The sequence below is a fragment of the Rathayibacter sp. VKM Ac-2926 genome (genome assembly GCF_022815565.1).
Taxonomy (GTDB): Bacteria; Actinomycetota; Actinomycetes; order Actinomycetales; family Microbacteriaceae; genus Rathayibacter; species Rathayibacter festucae.
In genome coordinates this window covers 1-18,834 of the sequence record NZ_JALGRS010000016.1, presented here as the reverse complement: position 1 = coordinate 18,834, position 18,834 = coordinate 1, and the positions used below count along the sequence as shown (strand labels likewise).

Below are 18,834 nucleotides of genomic sequence, written 5' to 3'. Positions count from 1 at the left end.
ACTCCGCCCGCCGGCAGAAACGGAACAGATCATGATCAACGGCTTCAAAGAGTTCATCCTCCGCGGCAACGTCATCGACCTGGCGGTCGCCGTGGTCATCGGCGCCGCGTTCACCACGATCGTCAACGCGATCGTGACGGGCATCTTCAATCCGATCATCGGCGTCATCTTCGACGCCTCCTCCCTCGAGACGCTCGTCTGGACGATCCGCCCCGAGGGCAACGGCCAGGAGGCGTCGGTCATCGCCTGGGGCAGCGTCCTTTCCGCCCTGATCCAGTTCGTGATCGTCGCGTTCGTGCTCTACTTCGCGTTCGTGCTGCCGATCAACCACCTCAAGAACGCCGCGTTCAAGAAGAAGATGGACGACGCCCCGGCCACCGAGGACAAGGCGCCCACCGAGCTCGAGCTCCTCGCCGACATCCGCGACCTGCTCGCCAACGGCGGCACCGCGACCACCGCGAACTCCGGCAAGCACGTCGACTGACGCCCGCTGACGGGCGGAGAGGGGCGGCGATAGCGAGGTCGCCGCCCCTCTCGCCGCGTCCGGCGGTGTCCGCGGAGCGCACTCCCGCGGCGTCCGTCGTGTCAGTTCTTGTTAACGGTAACAAAGTTCTCGCGTGTCGCCCTCGCGAGCCTTTAGTGTGTGGTTCCTCACCACCCGTGCGACGGAGCACCGGCACCCTCACCCTCGAGGGCCCGCGGCCTCGTCGCCCTCTCGACGACGAGGAATCCTGCATGAGACGATCACGATCGACGTTGCGGACCGCTCTGGCGACCACGACGATCGCAGCCACCGCGCTGCTCGGAGCCGCCCTCCCGGTCTCCGCCTCCGGAGCGACGGCCCAGCCGCTGCTCCACTACAGCTTCGACACCGCGCCGACCGGCACGACCGTCGCCGACACCAGCGGCAACGGCTACAACGGCACCCTGCGCGGCAGCGGCGCCACCGTCGCCGCGGGCGCGCTGAGCCTGCCGGGCGGCTCGGCCGCCGCGGCCCCCTACGTCGACATCCCGACGGCGGGCCTCGTCGGCAAGAAGGACCTCACGGTCTCCACCTGGCTGTCGAACCGGACCGGACCCGCGAACACCGCGGCCGCGTTCCTCGGCGCCCCGGTCGCGGCCGGCGCGTCCTACTCCTCCGGCTACTACCTGCTCAACCCGACGAACCCGGCCGGCTTCGTCAAGTCGGTCGTCACGAACGCGACCAACGCCGGCGCCCCGTGGGGCACCGAAGTCGGCCCCGGCTCGACGAACGCCGCCAGCACCGGCCTGCGCACCCCCGCCGGCTACTCGCTCTACACGACCGTCATCGACGGCACGAACGGGACGCTCTCCGTCTACGTCAACGGCACCCGGATCGGCCAGAACGCGATCACCCGCAACGTCTCGTCCTTCGGTGCCTCGCTGGTCGGCTACCTCGGCCGCTCGACCTACAACGACGCCGGCTGGAGCGGCCTCGTCGACGACTTCGCGGTCTACGACAGCGCGCTCACCGCCGACGCCGTCACCGCGCTGTACTCGTCGCAGGCGATCGACCGCGCCGTCGCCTCCGTCAGCATCCCGACGACCGCGACCGCCGACTTCGCGCTGCCCACCAGCAGCGCCGGCGTCGCCGTGACCTGGCGCTCGAGCAGCGCCGCCATCGCGGTCTCCGGAGGCAGCGCCGTCGTCACGCGACCGGCCGCCGGCTCCCCCGACGCCGCCGTGACGCTCACCGCCACCTTCACCTCCGGCAGCGACACGCGCACCGTCGACTACCCGGTGCTCGTCACCGCGCAGCTCGCCGACGCCGACAAGGTCCAGCGCGACCTCGACGCCGTGACCGTCGCCCGGGCCGGCGACGTCCGCACCAACATCTCGGTCCCGGCGCGGGGCGCCCTCGGCTCGAGCATCGCCTGGAGCGTCATCGGCTCGAGCGCCGCGACGATCCGCGACGGCAGCACCGCCGACAGCCGCACCATCGTCGTCGAGCGCCCCGCCGCGGGCAGCCCGGCCGTCGACGTGACGGTCCGCGCGACCGCGACCAGCGGATCGGTGACGCGCACCCGCGACTTCACCCTCCGCCTCCAGCCGCTGCCCACGGGCACGGACGACACCGAGGCCTACGTCTGGGCCTTCTTCACCGGTGAGGGCGCCGGCGCCGAGCGCGTCAGCCTCGCCGCCTCCAAGGGGAACGACGCCCTCGACTGGAACACCCTGAACGGCGGACAGCCCGTCTTCACCTCCGACCAGGGCACCAAGGGCCTGCGCGACCCGTTCATCCTCCGCTCGCACGAGGGCGACACGTTCTTCATGCTCGCGACGGACCTCAAGATCGACGGCCTGGCCGGCGGCTTCGACACCGCGCAGAAGTCGGGCTCGAAGTACATCGAGGTCTGGGAGTCGACCGACCTGGTGAACTGGTCGGCGCAGCGCCACGTGAAGGTCTCGACCGACTTCGCCGGCAACACCTGGGCGCCCGAGGCGTACTGGGACGACGACCTCGACACCTACGTCGTGTTCTGGGCCTCGAACATGTACCCGACGACGAACGCGGCCGACCGCACCGCCGTCACCTACAACCAGATGATGTACGCGACCACCGACGACTTCGTCACCTTCTCGGAGGCGAAGCCGTGGATCGACGTTCAGCGCGGCACCGGCCGCGGCACGATCGACTCGACCATCGCGAAGGACGGCGACACCTACTACCGCTTCACGAAGGACGAGGCGTCGATGACGCTCCGCGAGGAGAAGAGCACCGACCTGCTCGCCACGGTCAGCGGCTCACTGCCCGGCACCTCCGGACCCGCGGACGAGTGGACCCTGGTCAAGGAGCGCGTCGCCTCCGGCCTGCCCAACGGCGAGCCGAACGGCACCTTCACCAGCGGTGAGGGCCCGAACGTCTTCCCCGCGAACGAGGGCGACGTGAACGGCCTCGACTGGTTCCTCTTCATCGACCAGCCGGACTACCACGCGGGACCGAACCACTACATCCCGTTCGGCACCGACGACCTGGCCGCCGACACCTGGCAGCCGCTCGGAGCGAAGCTGCGGGAGAACCTGCCGCAGAACTCCGACGGCGGCAAGCCCCGCCACGGCACGGTCATCCCGGTGACCCGCGCCGAGTACCAGCGGATGCTCGAGGCGTACGCCCCAGCCATCGCCGTCACCTCGGTCGCTCCGATCGCGGTCTCGACCGCGGCCGGCGTCGCCCCGGTGCTGCCGAGCGCGGAGCTCACGACGGCCGACGGCGCCAAGCGCACCGTCGCCGTGACCTGGGACGCCGTCGCCCCCGCCTCCTACGCCGCCGCCGGCACCTTCACGGTGCGGGGAGTGGCGCAGGACGACTCGCGGATGCCGGTGACCGCCACGGTCACCGTGCAGTCGTCGCTGAAGCTGACGGCCGCGGCGAGCACCCGCTGCGTCGCCGGCAAGGTGGTGCTGACGGTCGTCGCGACCAACGGCGACACCGTCCCGATGGACGTCACCGTCACCTCGACGGCGGGCACGAAGTCCTTCGCCGGCGTCAAGGCGGGCTCGAACGCCTCCGCCGCCTTCACCGTCCGGGCCGCCCAGCTCGCGGCCGGCGAGGCGACGGTGACGGCGACCGCCACGGTCGGTGGCAAGTCCGTCACCTCGACGGTCAAGGCCCCCTACGCGGCCCGCACCTGCGGCTGACCCGCTCCCGCGACGACGACGGCCCATCGTGCTCCGGCACAGTGGGCCGTCGTCGTCCGCGGCCCGCGAGATGCCACTTGTGCACGCGACACGCCGTGGAAAGCGTGCACAAGTGGCATCTCGCGGGAGGGGTCAGTAGTGCGGGGGGACGTCCTGGCGGAGGCGGGCGTCGTTCGGGCCCGTGTCGGGGCGCACAGCGGGCGCCTCGGGGTCGGGGACGACGGCGTCGTGCGGGGACGGGTCGGTGCCCGGCTTCGCGGGCAGGGTCGCCCGCCGGCCGCCGCGCGAGCGCCGGAGCGGTCGGTCAGCGCCGGCGGGCGCGGCGGCCCGGGAGTCCTCGGGCACGCTCAGTCGGCGGGCAGGGGCGTGATCGGCTGCGTCTCGTTCGACGCCGGGGCGGCGTCCTCGACGATCGGCGCGCCGGCGCCCACCGGCACCTCGATCGGACCGGTCGACGTCTCGTCCTGCGGGGCGCCGATCAGCCCGGCGACCCGCGCGGCCACGGCCTCGGGGTCGGCGAACAGCTCGAAGTTGTGCACGCGGAGGTAGTGCCAGCCGAGGCGGCGCAGCAACTCCGGCCGCAGCCGCAGCGAGACCCGGAGGCTCTGCGTGCTGACGTCGCGGTCGGTCTCGACGACGACGGCGCGGGTGCCGTGCGCCGCGACCAGCGCGAGCTTGCCCTTGTGCCCGATGTTCACGCGCAGTCCGCGGCGCTCGAGGCGCGCGGCAAGGTCGACCAGCATCGGCTCGGAGTAGTCGTCGCGGTCGCTCGGCTGGACGCGGTCCTCCGCCTCCTGGAGCACCTGGGCGAGCGCGACCATGCCGTAGCGCATCCGCGACTCGTCGATGTCGCCGGGGCGGAAGCAGGAGACGATGTCCATCGACCGGCGGGCCCGGGTCATGCCGACGGCGAGCAGGCGCTCTCCGCCCGGCTCGGCCAGCGCACCGAAGTTGGAGAGCAGGCGGCCGTGCGGGGTCCGGCCGTAGCCGATCGAGAAGATCACCCGGTCGCGGCTCTGCGCCACCGACTGCTCGAGCGTCACCACCGCGAACGGCTCGGGCCGGTCGCCGAGGATGAAGTCGTTGAGGTCCGCGCGCTTCGCGAACGCGGTGAGCACGGCCTGCTGCACCCGGACGGCGTGCCGCGGGCTCGCGGTGATCACCATCAGCGACTCGCGCGGCCGGATGACCGCGTGCTCGAGCACCAGCTCGACCACCTTCGCGACCTCGGCGTCGACGGACTCGACCGCTCCGGAGTCGTTCTCCGGCATGCCGTGTCCGCTCGCGATGTAGTGGAAGCGGAGCGAGTCGTGCCCGAGGAACGAGCCGGCCCACGGCAGCGAGTCGATCCGGCCGCCGTAGAAGCGGCGGTTCACCAGCTCGGCGAGGTCCTCGCCGCCCGCGCGGTAGCTGCGGGTGAGCGTGACGGCGTTGAGCAGCTCGCCGAGGCGGGCCAGCGCGGACTGCGCGTGCAGGGCCTCGACGTCGGTGCGCGAGGCGGCGCTGCCGAACTCGACGGTCTCGTCGACCCGGAGCGAGAACGGCGTCGGCGTCTGCGTCACCGGGTCGCCGAACGCGACGACCTGCTTGGCGCGGCGGATCGCTCCGACGTTCTCGGCGAGGGTCGTGGCGCCGGCGTCGACGAGGAAGACCGCGTCGAAGGTGGTCTCGGTGCCGATGCGGTGCACCTCGTAGGGCGAGGCGAGCCAGGCCGGAGCGAGCACCCGCGATAGGTGCGGCGCCGCCTTCTGCAGCTCCTGCGGCGTGGTCGAGGCCTCCGAGCGCAGCAGCGCGCGCAGGGCGTCGCGCTCGAGCTGCCAGTCGACGAGCCCGATCTTCCAGGTCTCCGAGAGCTTCCAGGCCAGCAGCTCGGCGCTGGAGGCGGCGTGCGCCTCGTCGACGAGCTTGAAGTCCGCCTCGAGCCGGTCGAGCACGCTGGTGTTGCCGCCGAGCAGGGCGCGCTCGTCGGTCAGCATGATCTCGAGCGCCGAGCGCCACCAGGCGAGGTCGAGCTCGATCGCGACCAGCTCGGCCGGCACGTGGCGGCGCGAGAGGTCGGTCAGCAGCGGGTCCAGGCCCCACTCGCGCAGCGTCGAGAGCAGCGTCGTGCGCTCCTGCAGGTTGGCGAGCACCTCGCTGTCCTCGGCGAGCCCGGAGACCATCGAGACGAGCTCGGCGAGCGGCAGGGAGGCGAGCGGCGTGCTGCCGCCGCGACGGCCGAGCGGCTCGTCGAGCCGGCCGAGCTGGTCGGACACCTGCTGGAAGGCGACCTGCACATCGGCGACGCCGACCGGCACCTCGGGGACGGTGCCCGCGACGGCGTAGCGCTGCCAGAGCGTGCGCTGCTGCTGCACGCGGCGCAGCGACGCGTTGAGGTCGGTGACGTGCGCGCCGGGCCGCATGTACTCGCGGGCGAGCTTCTTCAGGCGGCGGCGGTTGGTCGAGGACATCTCGGCGGCCTCGCGGCGGGGCGAGGTGGCGACGATGAGGTCCAGGATCGAGCGGTCGAAGACGGCCGGCTGGAACTTGTCGAGCGTCTCGCGGACGTCCTGCAGCAGGCGCAGGTAGATGCCGAGCTCGGCGACCGACTCGAACGGGCGCATGCGCGTCTGCGCGATGACGTCCTGGGCGCGGTCGAGCAGGCGCGGCAGGTCGCGCAGGTGCAGGCGCTTCGCCAGCTCGTGCGCGGCCTCCGCGTCGGCGGTCGAGTCGAACTGCGCGCCGTACCAGGGCGAGTCGCCCGGTCCGTAGCGGAACTCGCCGAGACGAGCCGACTCGATCAGCATCCGGGTCGCCTCGGGGCGGCTGTGCGCGAGGGCGGTGACGGCGCGGCGGTCGAGGCGGGCGGCGGTCGAGGGGGGCGTGCGCAGCTGCGAGAGGCGCGCCAGCTCCTCGAGGGCCTGCAGCGCGGACACGCCGAAGCTGGGGTCGCGACGCGAGAGCGCGCCGCGGTAGTCGAGCAGCACCTTGCGCAGGCGCAGCAGCGCGTCGTCGATCTCGCTGACGGAGGGGCGCGCCGCCTTCTCGTTGCGGCCGATCGACTGGATCAGGTCGCGGCGGAGCGTGCGCGGGCTGACGGCGATGCCGCCGAGGCCGGCGGAGAGCAGCCGCTGGTGGATGCTGTCGAGGCTCGAGCGGCGGGCGCCGACCACGAGGACGCGCTTGTGCTGCGCGGCGAGCGCGCCGATCGCATTGACGATCGTCTGCGTGCCGCCGGTGCCGGGGAGGGTCTTCACGACGAGCGAGTTGCCGGCCGCGATGTTCGCGATGACCTGCTCCTGCTCGGCGTCGGCGTCCAGGAGGAGGTTGTCGGTCGCCGGCGGACGCTCGTCCTGCGGGATGATCGACGCCACCTTCTGCGACTGCTGCAGCGCGCGCTTGGCGGCCGGGTTGCCGGCGACCGCGTCCAGGACGGGGTGCTCGAGCATCCGGGCGTCGCGGAGCATGTCGCCGGCGACGTCGGCGAAGCTCGACACCACCAGGCGCGGGTGCACGGCGAACCAGGGCAGGTGCGAGGTGAGACCGCGGAGCTGGTCGATGACCGGCTGCGGCTTGAAGACACCGCTCTGCACCGCGAGCTCGACGAACTGCTCGGGGTCGATCGTGATGCCGAACTGCTGCTTGAGCGCGCGGGCGAGCTGCGGGTTGAAGTAGGGCTGGCCCTTGAGCTTGAGCTCGAAGTCGCGGCCGTAGCGGCGGATCGCGAGCGGGCGCAGCAGGACGGGGGCGGTGAACTCCGTCTCGCCGGCGCGCCACTGGGCGAGGCCGATCGCGAGGTGCACGCCCTCGATGCCGCGGACCGAGCGCAGCTCGATCCCCTTGTCGGTGATGGCGGCGGCGGCGTTCTTCGCGGTGCGCAGCGCCAGCTCGTCGCGGATGAGGGAGGAGAGCAGGGTCGTCTTGCCCGAGATGAACGGCGGCAGCCCGCCCGGGTGCGTGGTGGACAGCTCGATGCGGGTGCGCGGGGAGTCGACGAAGTGCAGGAGCGGCGAGGGGCCGCCGACCTTGGCGAGCTCCTCCCGCCAGGACTGCCAGACCGGGTCGGCCGCGTTGCCGCCCTGGTAGCCGGCCTCGCCGCTCGTCACCTGGACGGGCGTGGTGGCGTTGGAGGGGAGCTGGAGGGCGGACGCCTCGCGCGGGTCACCGGACTCGGGGGAGGTCGCCACCGGTCCGGCTCCTGGGAAATCGTCGACACGTTGCACACGGACACCCTAAGCCGGGGATCTGCGAAAGGCCGTAGCGACTCGGATCGGCCGGACGACCGAGGCGTCACCCGCGTCTGGGGGTCGTGCGGGTCGGTCAGGCCGCGGCGCGGGCGAGTCCCTCCTCGCCGGATCGCCCTCCGCGATCGGGCCACACGCCGAGCGGGGGCACGCTCTCGACCCGGCGCTCGCCGTCCGCGACGACGACGCGGCTCTCGACGCGGTCGTGCCCGCCGGCGACGGCCACGGCGATCATGACGGCCTCGGCGTGGTCGCGGGTCAGGTGCCCGAACGCCGCGCGCAGGTCGACCGGGCGGCCGGTGGCGAGCGACAGCGCGATCCGGGCGACCGCCTCCTCGGAGAGGTCGAGCAGGTGCGCGCCGCGCTCGAGGACCGCCAGGTCGACCGCCGATCCCGCTGCGCTCTCACGGACCCACGGCAGTCCCGGGCGGGCGCAGCCGGTGCGCAGGAGCAGCTCCTGCGCGAGGGCGACGGCGGGGGTCGCGGTGGACGGGACGGCGGGCGCGGCGGTCACGAGGCGGCCCCGGTCGGCGCGGACGGCCCGCGGCGGCTCGCCCGGCGGGCGGCGCGGACCGCCACCGACGTCACGGCCGTGAGGACGCAGATCAGCCCGACCAGCGCGGGGGCGAGCCAGCCGAGCACGCCCGCCCGCTCGACGGTGGGCCCGACGTACGACCACTGCGTGAGGCCGTGGACGAACAGGGCGAAGAAGCCGAGGGCGACGCCGGTCAGCGCGGTGACGAGATCGGCCGGGCGGAGGACCTCGTCGTCCTCGGAGAGTGCTGCGAGAGCGGGAGGCGCGGGCGGCGCGGCGATGGCCGATTTGTCGGCGGCCGGGTCGGTGGTCGGCAGCGCGAGGGTGCTGGTGGACGGAGTGGACATGGAACCGATGGAACCAGTCGGCGGCCGTCTCCTGCGTCCTCCGCTGGCATGATGGCGCGCGCCGTTCGGCTCACGTCGCGCGGCGCCGCCCGAGCGAGGACTGGAAGCGCAGGAGGTAGCCGTCGGGATCGGTGACGAGGACCTGGCGGACGCCCGCCTCCTCCTCCCCCACCCGGTACCAGCGAGCCTCGGCAGGGGCGAACAGGGGCACCCCCGCCACGTCGAGGGCCGCCGCGACGGCGTCGGCGTCGTCGACGCGGATCTGGAGGTTCGCGCCGCGACCGAGCGGGCGCTCCAGCGGCGCGGTGATCCAGTCGCGGGTGCTGCCGATCCGGTCGAGCATGACGTGGGCGCTGCCGCGGACGAGGTACGCGAAGCCCTCCTCCGGCCGCGCGTAGCGGACCGCGAAGCCGCAGGGGCCGCACCAGAAGGCGAGGCTGCGCTCGAGGTCCTCGACGAGGAGCTCGGGGACCAGGTCTGGCTCGGAGGCGGCGCCGGGCTCGGCGGCGGGGTCGGCGGCGGTCACGGCGCCATGCTGCCATGGACCCGCAGCGGATCGAGGGCCGGGCTAGGGTCGACGGCATGGGCGCCGGGAGCACGGGGATCAGGGACGACGGGAACCTCGAGGACGGCGAGTCGAGAATCCCGGACAGTGCGGACGGCGACAGGTCCGGAGCCGCGACCGCTCCGGTATACGACGGGCCCCCGCGCTTCCCGCTCAGCCTGGTGGTCGTCGTCCCGGTCGGGATGCTGGTGCTCGGCGGCCTCTTCGGGAGCGCCCTCGCCCTGAGCACTCCGTGGCTGCCGATGGCGCTGACGCGGGCGGGACTGCCCTACGCCGTGCTCGCGCTGATCGTCGCCTTAGTGCTCCGCCTCCGCGCGGTGCGAGCCGTGCGGGCGGACCGGGCCGAGCCGCTCGACGCGGTGATCGCCTCCGGCCGCAGCCTCGCCCAGCGGGCGACCCGGGCCACCGCTGCGACCCTGCTCGCGATCTGGCTGATCGTCGCCACGGCGTTCGCGCTGCAGACCGAGCCGGGTCTCCTCGTCCTCGCCGGCGGGCCGGTCATCATCGGCGCGCTGCTGTCGATCGTCGCGAACGCGCCCCTGCTCTACTCCCCGCGGATCGCCCGCTCGGAGGTCGCCGTGGTGCTCGCGCACGCGGACGGGCGGCGGCGGATCCTCGCGAACTGGATCCTCGCGCCGCTCTCCTGGTTCGCCTACGCGATCCCGGTGCAGGCGCTCGGGCTCTGGAGCGCCTAGCGCGCCTCGGCGGTCTCCGGCGCGGTCCTCGTGCGGCCCGGCAGCAGAAGCAGCCCGGAGACGCCGACGACGATCAGCAGGATCGCCGCGACGGTGACGAAGGCGGACAGCGCGAGCACCGGCATGATGACCGTGAGCAGGCCCGCGATCACCGAGGCGATGCCCGCGGCGATCGGCAGCCAGACCGGGCCGGCGACGGTGCGGCCGCTGGTGATGCTCGAGACGCCGTCGAGGATCCAGCCGAGGCCGATCACGAGGCCGAGGATGCTGAGCGACTCGAACGGGTTGGACAGGCAGAGGATGCCGGCGACCAGGATCAGCGCGCCGAGGAGGCCCGCGAGCCAGCGCACCCGGTTCTGCAGGCGCGTGGCGGTGAAGGCCAGCAGGAGCCGGAAGACGCCGGCGGCGATCAGGTGGATGCCGAAGACGATCGCGACGGTGAGCAGGGTCGGGCCGGGGATCAGCACCGCGATCACGCCGAGGGCGATGGCGATCAGCGAGACGCCGATGATCCAGCTGCGCTCGACGGCGGTGCGGGAGAGGGCGGGAGAGGGAGTCGCGGCGGCGGCGTTCTCGGCCGTGTTCTCGGGCATGAGGGTCCTCTCGTCGGGGGCTGACCCCTCGAACGCTAGGGCACTTCCGCCCCGCGGCGAGCGGGACACGGGGGCGGTCGCGCTCAGCCCGTGCGCCCGCTACCCTGCGGTGCCGGCGGCCCGGGTCAGTGCCGGCGGCCGGCCCCGGTGCGGCGGGCGGCGCGGTGCCGGCGGATGCTGCGGACCACCAGCAGCAGCACGACCACGCCGATCGCGCCGTAGATGATCGCGTCGAGCACGCCCGCGTACTGGTCGACCAGCTCGTACTGGGTGCCGAGCGCCGCGCCGAGGCCGATCAGCAGGCCGTTCCAGACGCCGGAGCCGAGGATCGTCAGCCCCGAGAACAGCAGCAGGTTCATCCGCTCGGCACCCGCGGGCAGCGAGATCAGACTCCGGACTCCGGGGATGAGCCGGCCGAAGAGGACCGCCCAGGTGCCGTGGCGGCGGAACCAGCCGACGGCCTTCTCGAAGTCCTCGCGGTCGACCAGGGGCAGCTTGGACAGCAGGCGGATCGAGCGCTCGGTGCCGATGCGGTAGCCGAGCCAGTAGAGGATCAGGCCGCCGAGGTAGGCGCCGAGGGTCGCGGTGATCACGACGAGCACCAGGTTCATCCGCCCCTGCTGGGCCAGGAAGCCCGCCAGCGGCAGCACCAGCTCGCTCGGGATCGGCGGGAAGACCGTCTCGATCAGCGTCAGCAGACCGACCCCGGCCTCGCCCAGTGCCGCGATCACGCGGGCGGCGACGCCGACGAGACCGGAGAGCTCGTCGATGCTGTCGGTGGAGGAGGCCGCCGTCACGGAGGCAGGGGCGAGGGCGAGGGTCGCGATCGTCATGACTGAGAAGCTACTCAGTCCCGGGGCTCCGCACCTGGGAGATCGGGGTCGGCGCCGGACCCCGTGTCAGGGGCTGCCCGTGCCGGGGCGAGACCCGCGTCAGGGGCTGCCGGTGAGGACGACCTGCTCGGAGCCCTGCAGGCGCACCTCGACCGAGGCGATCTCGGCCAGCGGCAGACCGGTCGAGAGGCTCGGCTCCACCGTCGAGCCGGGCGTGCTCGTCCACGAGCCGATCGGCTCCGTGGAGCCGGCCGTGTCGGTCACGTACATCACGTAGCCGACGGACGCCGCACCCCCGGTCGCCGCGCCGCTCTCCTCCCAGCTGCAGTCCATGTCGATCCGCGTGCCCCACGCCTCCGGAACGAAGCGGACCGACGCCTCGACCGGGACGCCGGGCGCCGCGGCGAGAGCCACCGTGTTCTCGACCACCGTGGGCGGGGTGCCGACCACGAGCGGGAGGGCGATCGCGGCGGCCGCGGAGACCCCGGCGGCGGCGAGCACGAGGCCGGCGATGCGGAAGCGGGTGCGGCGGCGGAGCGCATCGGTCGCCCGGGCGAGGTGCGCGAGCAGGGCGGGCGGGGCGGTCTCCTCGACGCGCTGCTCCGTCTCGAGCAGCGCGAGCGCGTCCTCCTGCGGCAGATGCGCGAGCAGGCCGGGGATCGCGACGAACTCGCCCAGCGCCTCGCGGCAGCCGGGGCAGACCCGCAGGTGCTGCTCGTAGGCGCGGCGGTCGGCGGGCGAGAGCGCGCCGAGGAGGTACGCCGCGTCCCAGTCGCGGAAGGCGTCGTCGCGGGAGGCGTCGTCGCTCTGCTGCTCGGTGCTCACGGTTCGGTCACGCCTTTCTCCTGGAGGGCGAGCTTCAGCGCCCGCATCCCGTAGTGCATCCGCGACTTCACCGTTCCGGGCGCGATGCCCAGCAGCTCGGCGATCTCGCCGACCGTGCGCCCGCCGTAGTAGGCGTGCACGATCACCGCGCGGTGGTCGTGGCTGAGGGTGCTCAGCGCCTCCGAGAGCAGCCAGGCGTCGAGCACCTGGTCGGTGCGGTCGCCGTGCGCGCGCTCCGGCACCTCGTCGGTGCCGAACTCGCGGTTGTGCCGCGCGCTGCGGCGGTCGTCGATGACGATGTTGCGGGCGACGGTGTAGAGCCAGGAGCGGGCCGCGGCCTCGCCCTGGGCCAGGATCTCCGGGTGCTTCCAGGCGCGCAGCAGTGCCTCCTGCACCACGTCCTCCGCCAGCTGGCGGTCGCCCGTGAGCCGGAGGACGAAGCGCCACAGCGCCGCCGAGTGCTCGTCGTGCAGGGCACGCAGCATCTCGGCCTGATCCTCGGACATCTCCACCTCTCCTCCTTCAACGTAGAGGGGCGGCGTCCGGTTCACCCGCGGCCCCGGTTCGCGCCGGGCGCCGCACTCTGGTACTCCGGAGCGGTGACCTTCCCCGATGCCGCCGACGCCGCCCGCGTCCGCACCTTCCTCCGCGACCAGCGCGCGCGCATCCTCGACGACGTCCGCCACCTCGTGATGATGGAGAGCCCGAGCGACTCCCTCGATGCGCTCGACGAGCTGCACGCGTTCCTCGTGCACTGGGTCGGCGAGCGGCTCGGGCACGCGGGCGAGCTCGAGCACCTCCGCGAGCAGGACTGCCCGAGCGCGTCGAGCTGGACCTTCCCGGGCAGCGCCCCGGGGCGCGGACCGCGCGGGTCCCGCCCGTTCGTGGCGCTGGTGGGGCACTACGACACCGTCTGGCCGCTGGGCACCACCCGCGGCTGGCCGTTCGCGATCGACGGCGACCGCCTCAGCGGCCCGGGCAGCTACGACATGAAGGTCGGCCTCGTGCAGATGGTCTGGCTGGTGCTGGCGCTGCGGCACGCCCGACTCGCGCACCCGGCCGTGCGGCTGGTGATGAACGGCGACGAGGAGGTCGGCAGCCTCACCTCGCGGAGCTTCCTCGAGCACCAGAGCCGCGGGGCGGAGGCGGCGCTCGTCTTCGAGGGGGCGATCGGCACCGCGGTGAAGACGGCGCGCAAGGGCATCGGCAACTTCGTGGTGGACATCGTCGGAGTCGAGGCGCACGCGGGCGTCGAGCCGGAGAAGGGGGCCAGCGCGATCCACGAGCTCGGCGCGCTGATCCCGCGCGTGCTCGGCATCGCCCGGCCCGAGGCGGGGACGACCGTCAACATCGGCGTGGTCAAGGGCGGCAGCCGGGTGAACGTCACGACCGCGAAGGTGCGGCTCGAGCTCGAGGTGCGGATCCGCGGCGCGGCCGAGGCGGCACGCGTGGAGGCCGAGATGAACGCGCTCGAGGCGTCGGACCCGCGGATCCGGATCGAGGTCCGCGGCTCGTGGCAGCGGCCCGTCTTCGAGCGGACGGCCGCCGTCGGCGCGCTTTACCGCCGGGCCGAGCGGGTGGCGAAGACGATGGACCTGCCGCTGACCGAGACGGCGGTGGGCGGCGCCAGCGACGGCAATCTGATCGCCGCGCTCGGGATCCCCGTGCTCGACGGACTCGGCGCCCCTGGCAAGGGCGCGCACGCCCGGGGAGAATCGGTGAGCATCGAGGGGATGCTCGAGCGGACCGCGCTCGCGGCGCTGCTGGTGGCGAGCTTCGCCGCGGAGGGAGACTGAGATGGTCCTGTACGAGTCGCGCCCGGTCGGCGTCGTGATCGATGCGCCGGCGGACGAGGTGTACTCCTTCGTGGTCGATCCCTCGAACCTGTCGCTCTGGGCGGCGGGGCTGGCGCAGGCCTCCGTCGAGGAGGTGGACGGCCACTGGTTCGCCGACTCGCCGATGGGCCGGGTCGAGATCGTCTTCGCGCCGCGGAACCCCTACGGCGTGGCGGATCACCGGGTGATCACCGAGGGCGGCCGGGTCTTCGACAACCCGCTCCGGATCCTCGCCAACGGCGACGGCGCGGAGGTTGCCTTCACCGTCCGCCGGTACGACGGGATGACGCTCGAGCAGTGGGACGAGGACTGCGACCGGGTCGCGGCGGACCTCGAGACGCTGCGGGGGCTGCTGGAGCGCGCGGAGGACTGAGCGGGCGCGGCCGCGGGTCTCCTCCCCAGGAGCGGACCTCGCGGAGTCGTCCACCGGTCTTCCGGCCCGCCGCGATCGGGCGCCGATCCTGCACTACATTCGACAGGATCCGGCGTTCGCCCGGGCCTTCCGCGCGACAACGAGGGATGTCATGACCTCTCCCGAACCGACCACCCGCCCCGCCGGCGGCATCGAGCTCAACGGTCTCGACACCATCCAGGAGTCGGAGCGGCACGGCCGCCCCCGCGACCTGTTCTGGCCGTGGTTCGCGGCCAACGTCTCGGTGCTGGGGCTGAGCTACGGCTCGTTCCTGCTCGGCTTCGGCCTGTCCTTCTGGCAGGCGACCGCGGTCGCCGTGATCGGGATCGTCGTCTCCTTCCTCTTCTGCGGCTTCGTCGCGGTCGCCGGCAAGCGCGGCTCGGCTCCGACGATGGTGCTCAGCCGCGCCTCCTTCGGCGTCGACGGCAACCGGCTGATCGCGGTGATCTCCTGGCTGCTCACGGTGGGCTGGGAGACGGTGCTCGCCTCGCTCGCCGTGCTCGCGACGGCGACCGTCTTCGAGGAGTTCGGCTGGGACGGCGGCGTGCTGACCAAGGTCGTCGCGCTGATCGTCGTCGCGGCGCTGATCGTCATCGCCGGGATCGCCGGCTTCCGGCTGATCATGCGGCTCCAGCTCGCGATCACGATCGCGACCGCCGTGCTGACCGTGGTCTACGTCGTGCTCGTGCTCGACCGCATCGACCTCGCCGCCGTCGGCAGCCTGCCCGCGGGATCGGCGGGGGCCGTGATCGGCGGACTCGTCTTCATGATGACCGGCTTCGGGTTGGGCTGGGTGAACGCGGCGGCCGACTACTCGCGCTACCTCCCGCGCACCGCCGGCACCGCCGGGGTCATCGGCTGGACCACGATCGGCGGCGCCGTCGCGCCCGTCGTGCTCGTGGTGGTCGGCCTGCTGCTCGCCGCCTCCTCGCAGGAGCTCTCCGACGCGATCGGCCTCGACCCGATCGGCGCGCTCGCGAGCATCCTGCCGACCTGGTTCCTGCTCCCCTTCATCGTCGTGGCCCTGCTGGGGCTGATCGGCGGTGCGGTGATGGACATCTACTCCTCGGGCCTCGCGCTGCTCAGCACCGGCCTCAAGGTGTCCCGGCCGGTGGCCGCCGGCATCGACGGCGTGCTGATGGTGCTCGGCGCGATCTACGTCGTCTTCGTCGCGGGCGACTTCCTCGGCCCGTTCCAGGGCTTCCTCATCACCCTCGGCGTGCCGATCGCGGGCTGGCTGGGTGTCTTCCTGGCCGACCTGCTCCTCCGCCGCCGCGACTACGACCAGGACGCGCTCTACACCTCGCGGGGCCGCTACGGCAGCGTCTCGATCGCGCCGGTGCTGCTCGTGGTGATCGGCGCCGTGATCGGCTGGGGCCTCGTGGTCAACTACTCCCCCGGCTTCGAGTGGGAGGGCTACCTGCTCGGCCCGATCGGCGGGCGCGACGGCGAGTGGGCCGGGGCGAACCTCGGCGTGCTGGTCGCCCTCGTGATCGGCTTCGCCGGCACGCTGGTCTTCTCGCGGTCCGCGGTGCGGCGCCAGGAGGCCGACGCGTGAGCCTGCTCGTCGCGATCGACCTGCAGCACGTCTTCGCCGACGCGGCCTCGCCGTGGGCGTCGAAGGAGTTCGACCGTGCGGCGGAGGGGACGACCCGGCTGCTCCCGTACTTCGGCGAGCGGGTGGTCACCACCCGCTTCGTCGCCCCGGCCGAGCCCCGCGGCGCCTGGATCCCCTACTACCGGGACTGGCCGTTCGCGCTCGTCCCGGACGAGGATCCGCTCTACGCGCTGGTCCCCGGCTTCGAGGGGCACCGCACGATCACGGCGCCGACCTTCGGCAAGTGGGGCGCCGAGCTCGAGGCGCTCCTCGACGACTCCCGCTCGATGGTGCTGACCGGCGTCTCGACCGACTGCTGCGTGCTGTCGACGGCGCTCGCCGCGGCCGACGCGGGCGTCGCGGTGCGCGTGGTGACGGATGCCTGCGCGGGCGCCTCCGAGGCCGATCACGCCCGCGCGCTCGAGGCGATGGCGCTCTACGCCCCGCTGATCACCCTCACCACCGTCGACGAGGTGCTGGCCGACGTCCGTGCCGGAGCCTGAGGGCGCGCGGCAGGTCTCGCGACGACGGCATGCGGACCGGCATGATGGCGGGATGTCCTCCACCGACGTCCGCGACAGCGCGGCGCCCCGCATCCTGGTCATCGGCGAAGCCCTGATCGACATCGTCGAGCGCGACGGCGAGAGCACCGAGCACGTGGGCGGCTCGCCCGCGAACGTCGCGCTCACCCTCGCTCGCCTCGGCCGCGAGGCGACCCTCGTCACCGACATCGCCGACGACGAGCGCGGCCGGCGCATCGCCGAGCACCTGGGCGCCTCCGGCGTGACCGTGCTGCACGGCGACGCCGAGCGCACCTCGACCGCCCGGGCCCGCCTGCAGGAGGACGGCTCCGCCGAGTACGACTTCGACCTCTCCTGGAACCCGCCGGCCGCCGATCCCTCGAGCGCGACCCACGTGCACACCGGCTCGATCGCGGTCTACCTCGAGCCGGGAGGCTCCGCGATCGTCGAACTGCTCGAGGCACTGCCGGCCGGTGTCACCGCGAGCGTGGACGCGAACATCCGCCCCGCGCTCGTCGGCGAGCACAGCGACGCGCTGGCCCGCTTCGAGCGGGTCGCCGCGGCCTGCGAGATCGTCAAGCTCAGCGACGAGGACGCGGAGTGGCTCTACCCGACGATGCAGCTCGACGAGGTGCTGACCCGCCTGCTCGAGCTGGGCGCGCAGCTCGCCGTCGTGACCCGCGGCGGCGAGGGCCTGCTCCTCGCCTCCTCCGTCGCCCGGGCCACGGTCCCCGCCGCCCGCATCGTCGTCGCCGACACCATCGGCGCGGGCGACTCCGCCATGGGCGCGATCCTCGACGAGGCCTTCCGCCAGGGCCTCGGCGCCCCGAACGGCCTGCTCCTCGACGAGCCGTCACTGCGCGCGATCGGCCACTGGGCCGCCCGCGTCGCCGGCATCACCACCTCCCGCTCCGGCGCGAACCCCCCGACCCGCGCGGAGCTGTAGGGGGCGCGCCGGGCCGCCGGGCCCGGGCTCACGTCGTCGCACGACACCGCTCCCTGCATCCTCGAACACTTCGGTGCCGGACGAGGCCTTTGGCGTACGATTTCGCCATGTCCCTCCACCGGTTGAGCGAGAGCGCCAAGGCGTCGCGCATCGTGAGACCGTCTGGGACGTCGTCCCAGCGTCGCGCCGCCGCATCCGCTGCGAGCGGGCGCATCGTCGCGCGAGCGGCGGCGTCGGGGCGACTCGCTGTTTCCGAGGGCAGGAACGCGGCGACGGACGCGGCTCGCGGCCGCAGGGCCGAGTAGGTGCCTGCAGGTCGACCGGCGCTCCCTCGCAACGTGTACTCGTACGAGGATCCCGCGCTCGTTCTTCCCGCTGAGGTCGCGCTGGACACGTCCTTCGTGGTGAACGTCCTGGTGACCACCGAGCCCCTTCATGCCGCGAGTCTCGGCTTCATGCTGGATCTGGTGGAGAACAACTCCACGGTCTTCTACAACCGGCTGCTGGAGCTGGAGCTGGCCGAGATCGCGTTCAAGATCGCCGTCAAGGAGCAGCACGGAGCGAAGGCGTGGCCTCGACTTCGCGCCGACGGCCGAGTCCGCCGTCGTGCCGGTCGGCTCTGCAAGGAGCTCTTCGACGCCTGGGGTGACCTGCTGACGACGGTGCCCCATCTCCGGGTCGAGCTCGACGAGGTCGCCGACCTCGTCCTGACGACCATGACCGCCTACGGCTTGGCGTCGTACGACGCCGCTCATGCCGCCACTGCCGCCTACGTCGGCGCGAACGGATTGGTCGCGAACGACGCGGGTTTCGGTCACGTCGATGCAGCGGAACTGGCTCTCTACGTCGATGCCTCCCGCGTGCGGTCGTGTCGGCGCCGCCGCGGCGGTCGTTGAAGCGGTTGAACCGCTTCGCGTCTCGATGATGAGGCAGAGGACGCGGCGGCGGCCCTCCATGCTGGTCGAGTGGCCTCGCAGGGGCGTATCGAGACCCGCCGTCCTCAGCAGGGCGGGTCTGCAGACTCGTCCTTCTGACGCCGGTGGATCTCGATACGCCCGCTCCGCGGGCTACTCGATCAGCATGCGGGGACGATCAGAAGAAGGTGGCGGCATTCATGCTGGTCGAGTAGCCGCCGCAGGCGGCGTATCGAGACCCGTCCCTGCCGGTCGCGTGGATCTCGAAGCTTCTATTTGTCAAGGTCGGCAGAGGAGGGGGAAGAGTTCGCGGCAGAGAGCTCGTTTGAGGAG

18 protein-coding genes are annotated in these 18,834 nt (G+C 72.9%); 9 read left to right on the top strand and 9 right to left on the bottom strand.

The window, feature by feature from the left end:
- The first annotated feature begins 31 nt into the window (after nt 1–31).
- Nucleotides 32–484 (top strand): large conductance mechanosensitive channel protein MscL, encoded by a 453-nt coding sequence (gene mscL / locus MT351_RS18060; protein WP_207901633.1) that lies wholly within the window; start codon nt 32–34, stop codon nt 482–484.
- Nucleotides 485–735: 251 nt separating this feature from the next.
- Nucleotides 736–3,660, top strand: coding sequence for an immunoglobulin-like domain-containing protein (locus tag MT351_RS18055; protein WP_132435916.1), 2,925 nt, complete (start codon nt 736–738; stop codon nt 3,658–3,660).
- Between the two features lie 132 nt (nt 3,661–3,792).
- Here the strand turns inward: MT351_RS18055 and MT351_RS18050 are convergent, their stop codons facing one another.
- From MT351_RS18050 to MT351_RS18030, 5 genes are all read right to left on the bottom strand, one after another.
- Nucleotides 3,793–4,005 (bottom strand): hypothetical protein, encoded by a 213-nt coding sequence (locus MT351_RS18050; protein ID WP_165909023.1) that lies wholly within the window; start codon nt 4,003–4,005, stop codon nt 3,793–3,795.
- Nucleotides 4,006–4,007: 2 nt separating this feature from the next.
- Nucleotides 4,008–7,826, bottom strand: a complete 3,819-nt coding sequence (locus MT351_RS18045; RefSeq protein ID WP_374204789.1) for a DEAD/DEAH box helicase — start codon at nt 7,824–7,826, stop codon at nt 4,008–4,010.
- 133 nt (nt 7,827–7,959) lie between these two features.
- Nucleotides 7,960–8,397, bottom strand: a complete 438-nt coding sequence (locus tag MT351_RS18040) for a hypothetical protein (RefSeq protein WP_243582881.1) — start codon at nt 8,395–8,397, stop codon at nt 7,960–7,962.
- Nucleotides 8,394–8,765: a hypothetical protein gene (locus MT351_RS18035; protein ID WP_243582880.1), complete on the bottom strand. Its 372-nt coding sequence runs from the start codon at nt 8,763–8,765 to the stop codon at nt 8,394–8,396. The genes MT351_RS18040 and MT351_RS18035 overlap by 4 nt, the downstream gene beginning before the upstream one ends.
- A 70-nt stretch (nt 8,766–8,835) precedes the next feature.
- Complete coding sequence (locus MT351_RS18030; protein WP_243582879.1) at nt 8,836–9,291, bottom strand: VOC family protein; 456 nt, start codon at nt 9,289–9,291, stop codon at nt 8,836–8,838.
- A 56-nt stretch (nt 9,292–9,347) separates the two neighbouring features.
- Here MT351_RS18030 and MT351_RS18025 point away from each other — a divergent pair, with 56 nt between their 5' ends.
- Nucleotides 9,348–10,025, top strand: a complete 678-nt coding sequence (locus tag MT351_RS18025) for a hypothetical protein (protein WP_243582878.1) — start codon at nt 9,348–9,350, stop codon at nt 10,023–10,025.
- Here MT351_RS18025 and MT351_RS18020 read toward each other — a convergent pair.
- The 4 genes from MT351_RS18020 to MT351_RS18005 all read right to left on the bottom strand — a co-directional run bounded on the left by MT351_RS18020 (nt 10,022) and on the right by MT351_RS18005 (nt 12,782).
- Nucleotides 10,022–10,618, bottom strand: a complete 597-nt coding sequence (locus MT351_RS18020) for an HdeD family acid-resistance protein (RefSeq protein WP_123735153.1) — start codon at nt 10,616–10,618, stop codon at nt 10,022–10,024. The genes MT351_RS18025 and MT351_RS18020 overlap by 4 nt on opposite strands.
- Before the next feature lie 125 nt (nt 10,619–10,743).
- Nucleotides 10,744–11,451, bottom strand: coding sequence for a DedA family protein (locus MT351_RS18015; RefSeq protein WP_243582877.1), 708 nt, complete (start codon nt 11,449–11,451; stop codon nt 10,744–10,746).
- A 99-nt stretch (nt 11,452–11,550) separates the two neighbouring features.
- Entirely contained in the window at nt 11,551–12,276 is a 726-nt protein-coding gene (locus MT351_RS18010) for an anti-sigma factor (RefSeq protein ID WP_243582876.1), read from the bottom strand.
- The gene (locus tag MT351_RS18005; protein WP_123702456.1) at nt 12,273–12,782 is read right to left on the bottom strand and encodes a sigma-70 family RNA polymerase sigma factor; all 510 of its coding nucleotides are present in this window, start codon (nt 12,780–12,782) and stop codon (nt 12,273–12,275) included. The genes MT351_RS18010 and MT351_RS18005 overlap by 4 nt, the downstream gene beginning before the upstream one ends.
- 93 nt (nt 12,783–12,875) lie before the next feature.
- Between MT351_RS18005 and MT351_RS18000 the strand changes: the two genes are divergently transcribed.
- From MT351_RS18000 to MT351_RS17975, 6 genes are all read left to right on the top strand, one after another.
- Nucleotides 12,876–14,072 carry a M20/M25/M40 family metallo-hydrolase gene (locus MT351_RS18000; protein WP_243582875.1) on the top strand — a complete coding sequence of 399 codons (1,197 nt, stop codon included), beginning with the start codon at nt 12,876–12,878 and terminating at the stop codon, nt 14,070–14,072.
- A 1-nt stretch (nt 14,073) separates the two neighbouring features.
- Nucleotides 14,074–14,484 (top strand): SRPBCC family protein, encoded by a 411-nt coding sequence (locus MT351_RS17995; protein WP_123445222.1) that lies wholly within the window; start codon nt 14,074–14,076, stop codon nt 14,482–14,484.
- Nucleotides 14,485–14,635: 151 nt separating this feature from the next.
- Nucleotides 14,636–16,081, top strand: coding sequence for a cytosine permease (locus MT351_RS17990; protein WP_243582874.1), 1,446 nt, complete (start codon nt 14,636–14,638; stop codon nt 16,079–16,081).
- Nucleotides 16,078–16,623: a cysteine hydrolase family protein gene (locus MT351_RS17985; protein WP_243582873.1), complete on the top strand. Its 546-nt coding sequence runs from the start codon at nt 16,078–16,080 to the stop codon at nt 16,621–16,623. Before MT351_RS17990 ends, MT351_RS17985 begins: the two co-directional genes overlap by 4 nt.
- Nucleotides 16,624–16,675: 52 nt before the next feature.
- Entirely contained in the window at nt 16,676–17,587 is a 912-nt protein-coding gene (locus tag MT351_RS17980) for a carbohydrate kinase (RefSeq protein ID WP_243582872.1), read from the top strand.
- 338 nt (nt 17,588–17,925) lie between these two features.
- On the top strand, nt 17,926–18,483 hold the full coding sequence (locus MT351_RS17975; protein WP_185022452.1) for a PIN domain-containing protein: 558 nt from the start codon (nt 17,926–17,928) through the stop codon (nt 18,481–18,483).
- The last annotated feature ends 351 nt before the right edge of the window (nt 18,484–18,834 follow it).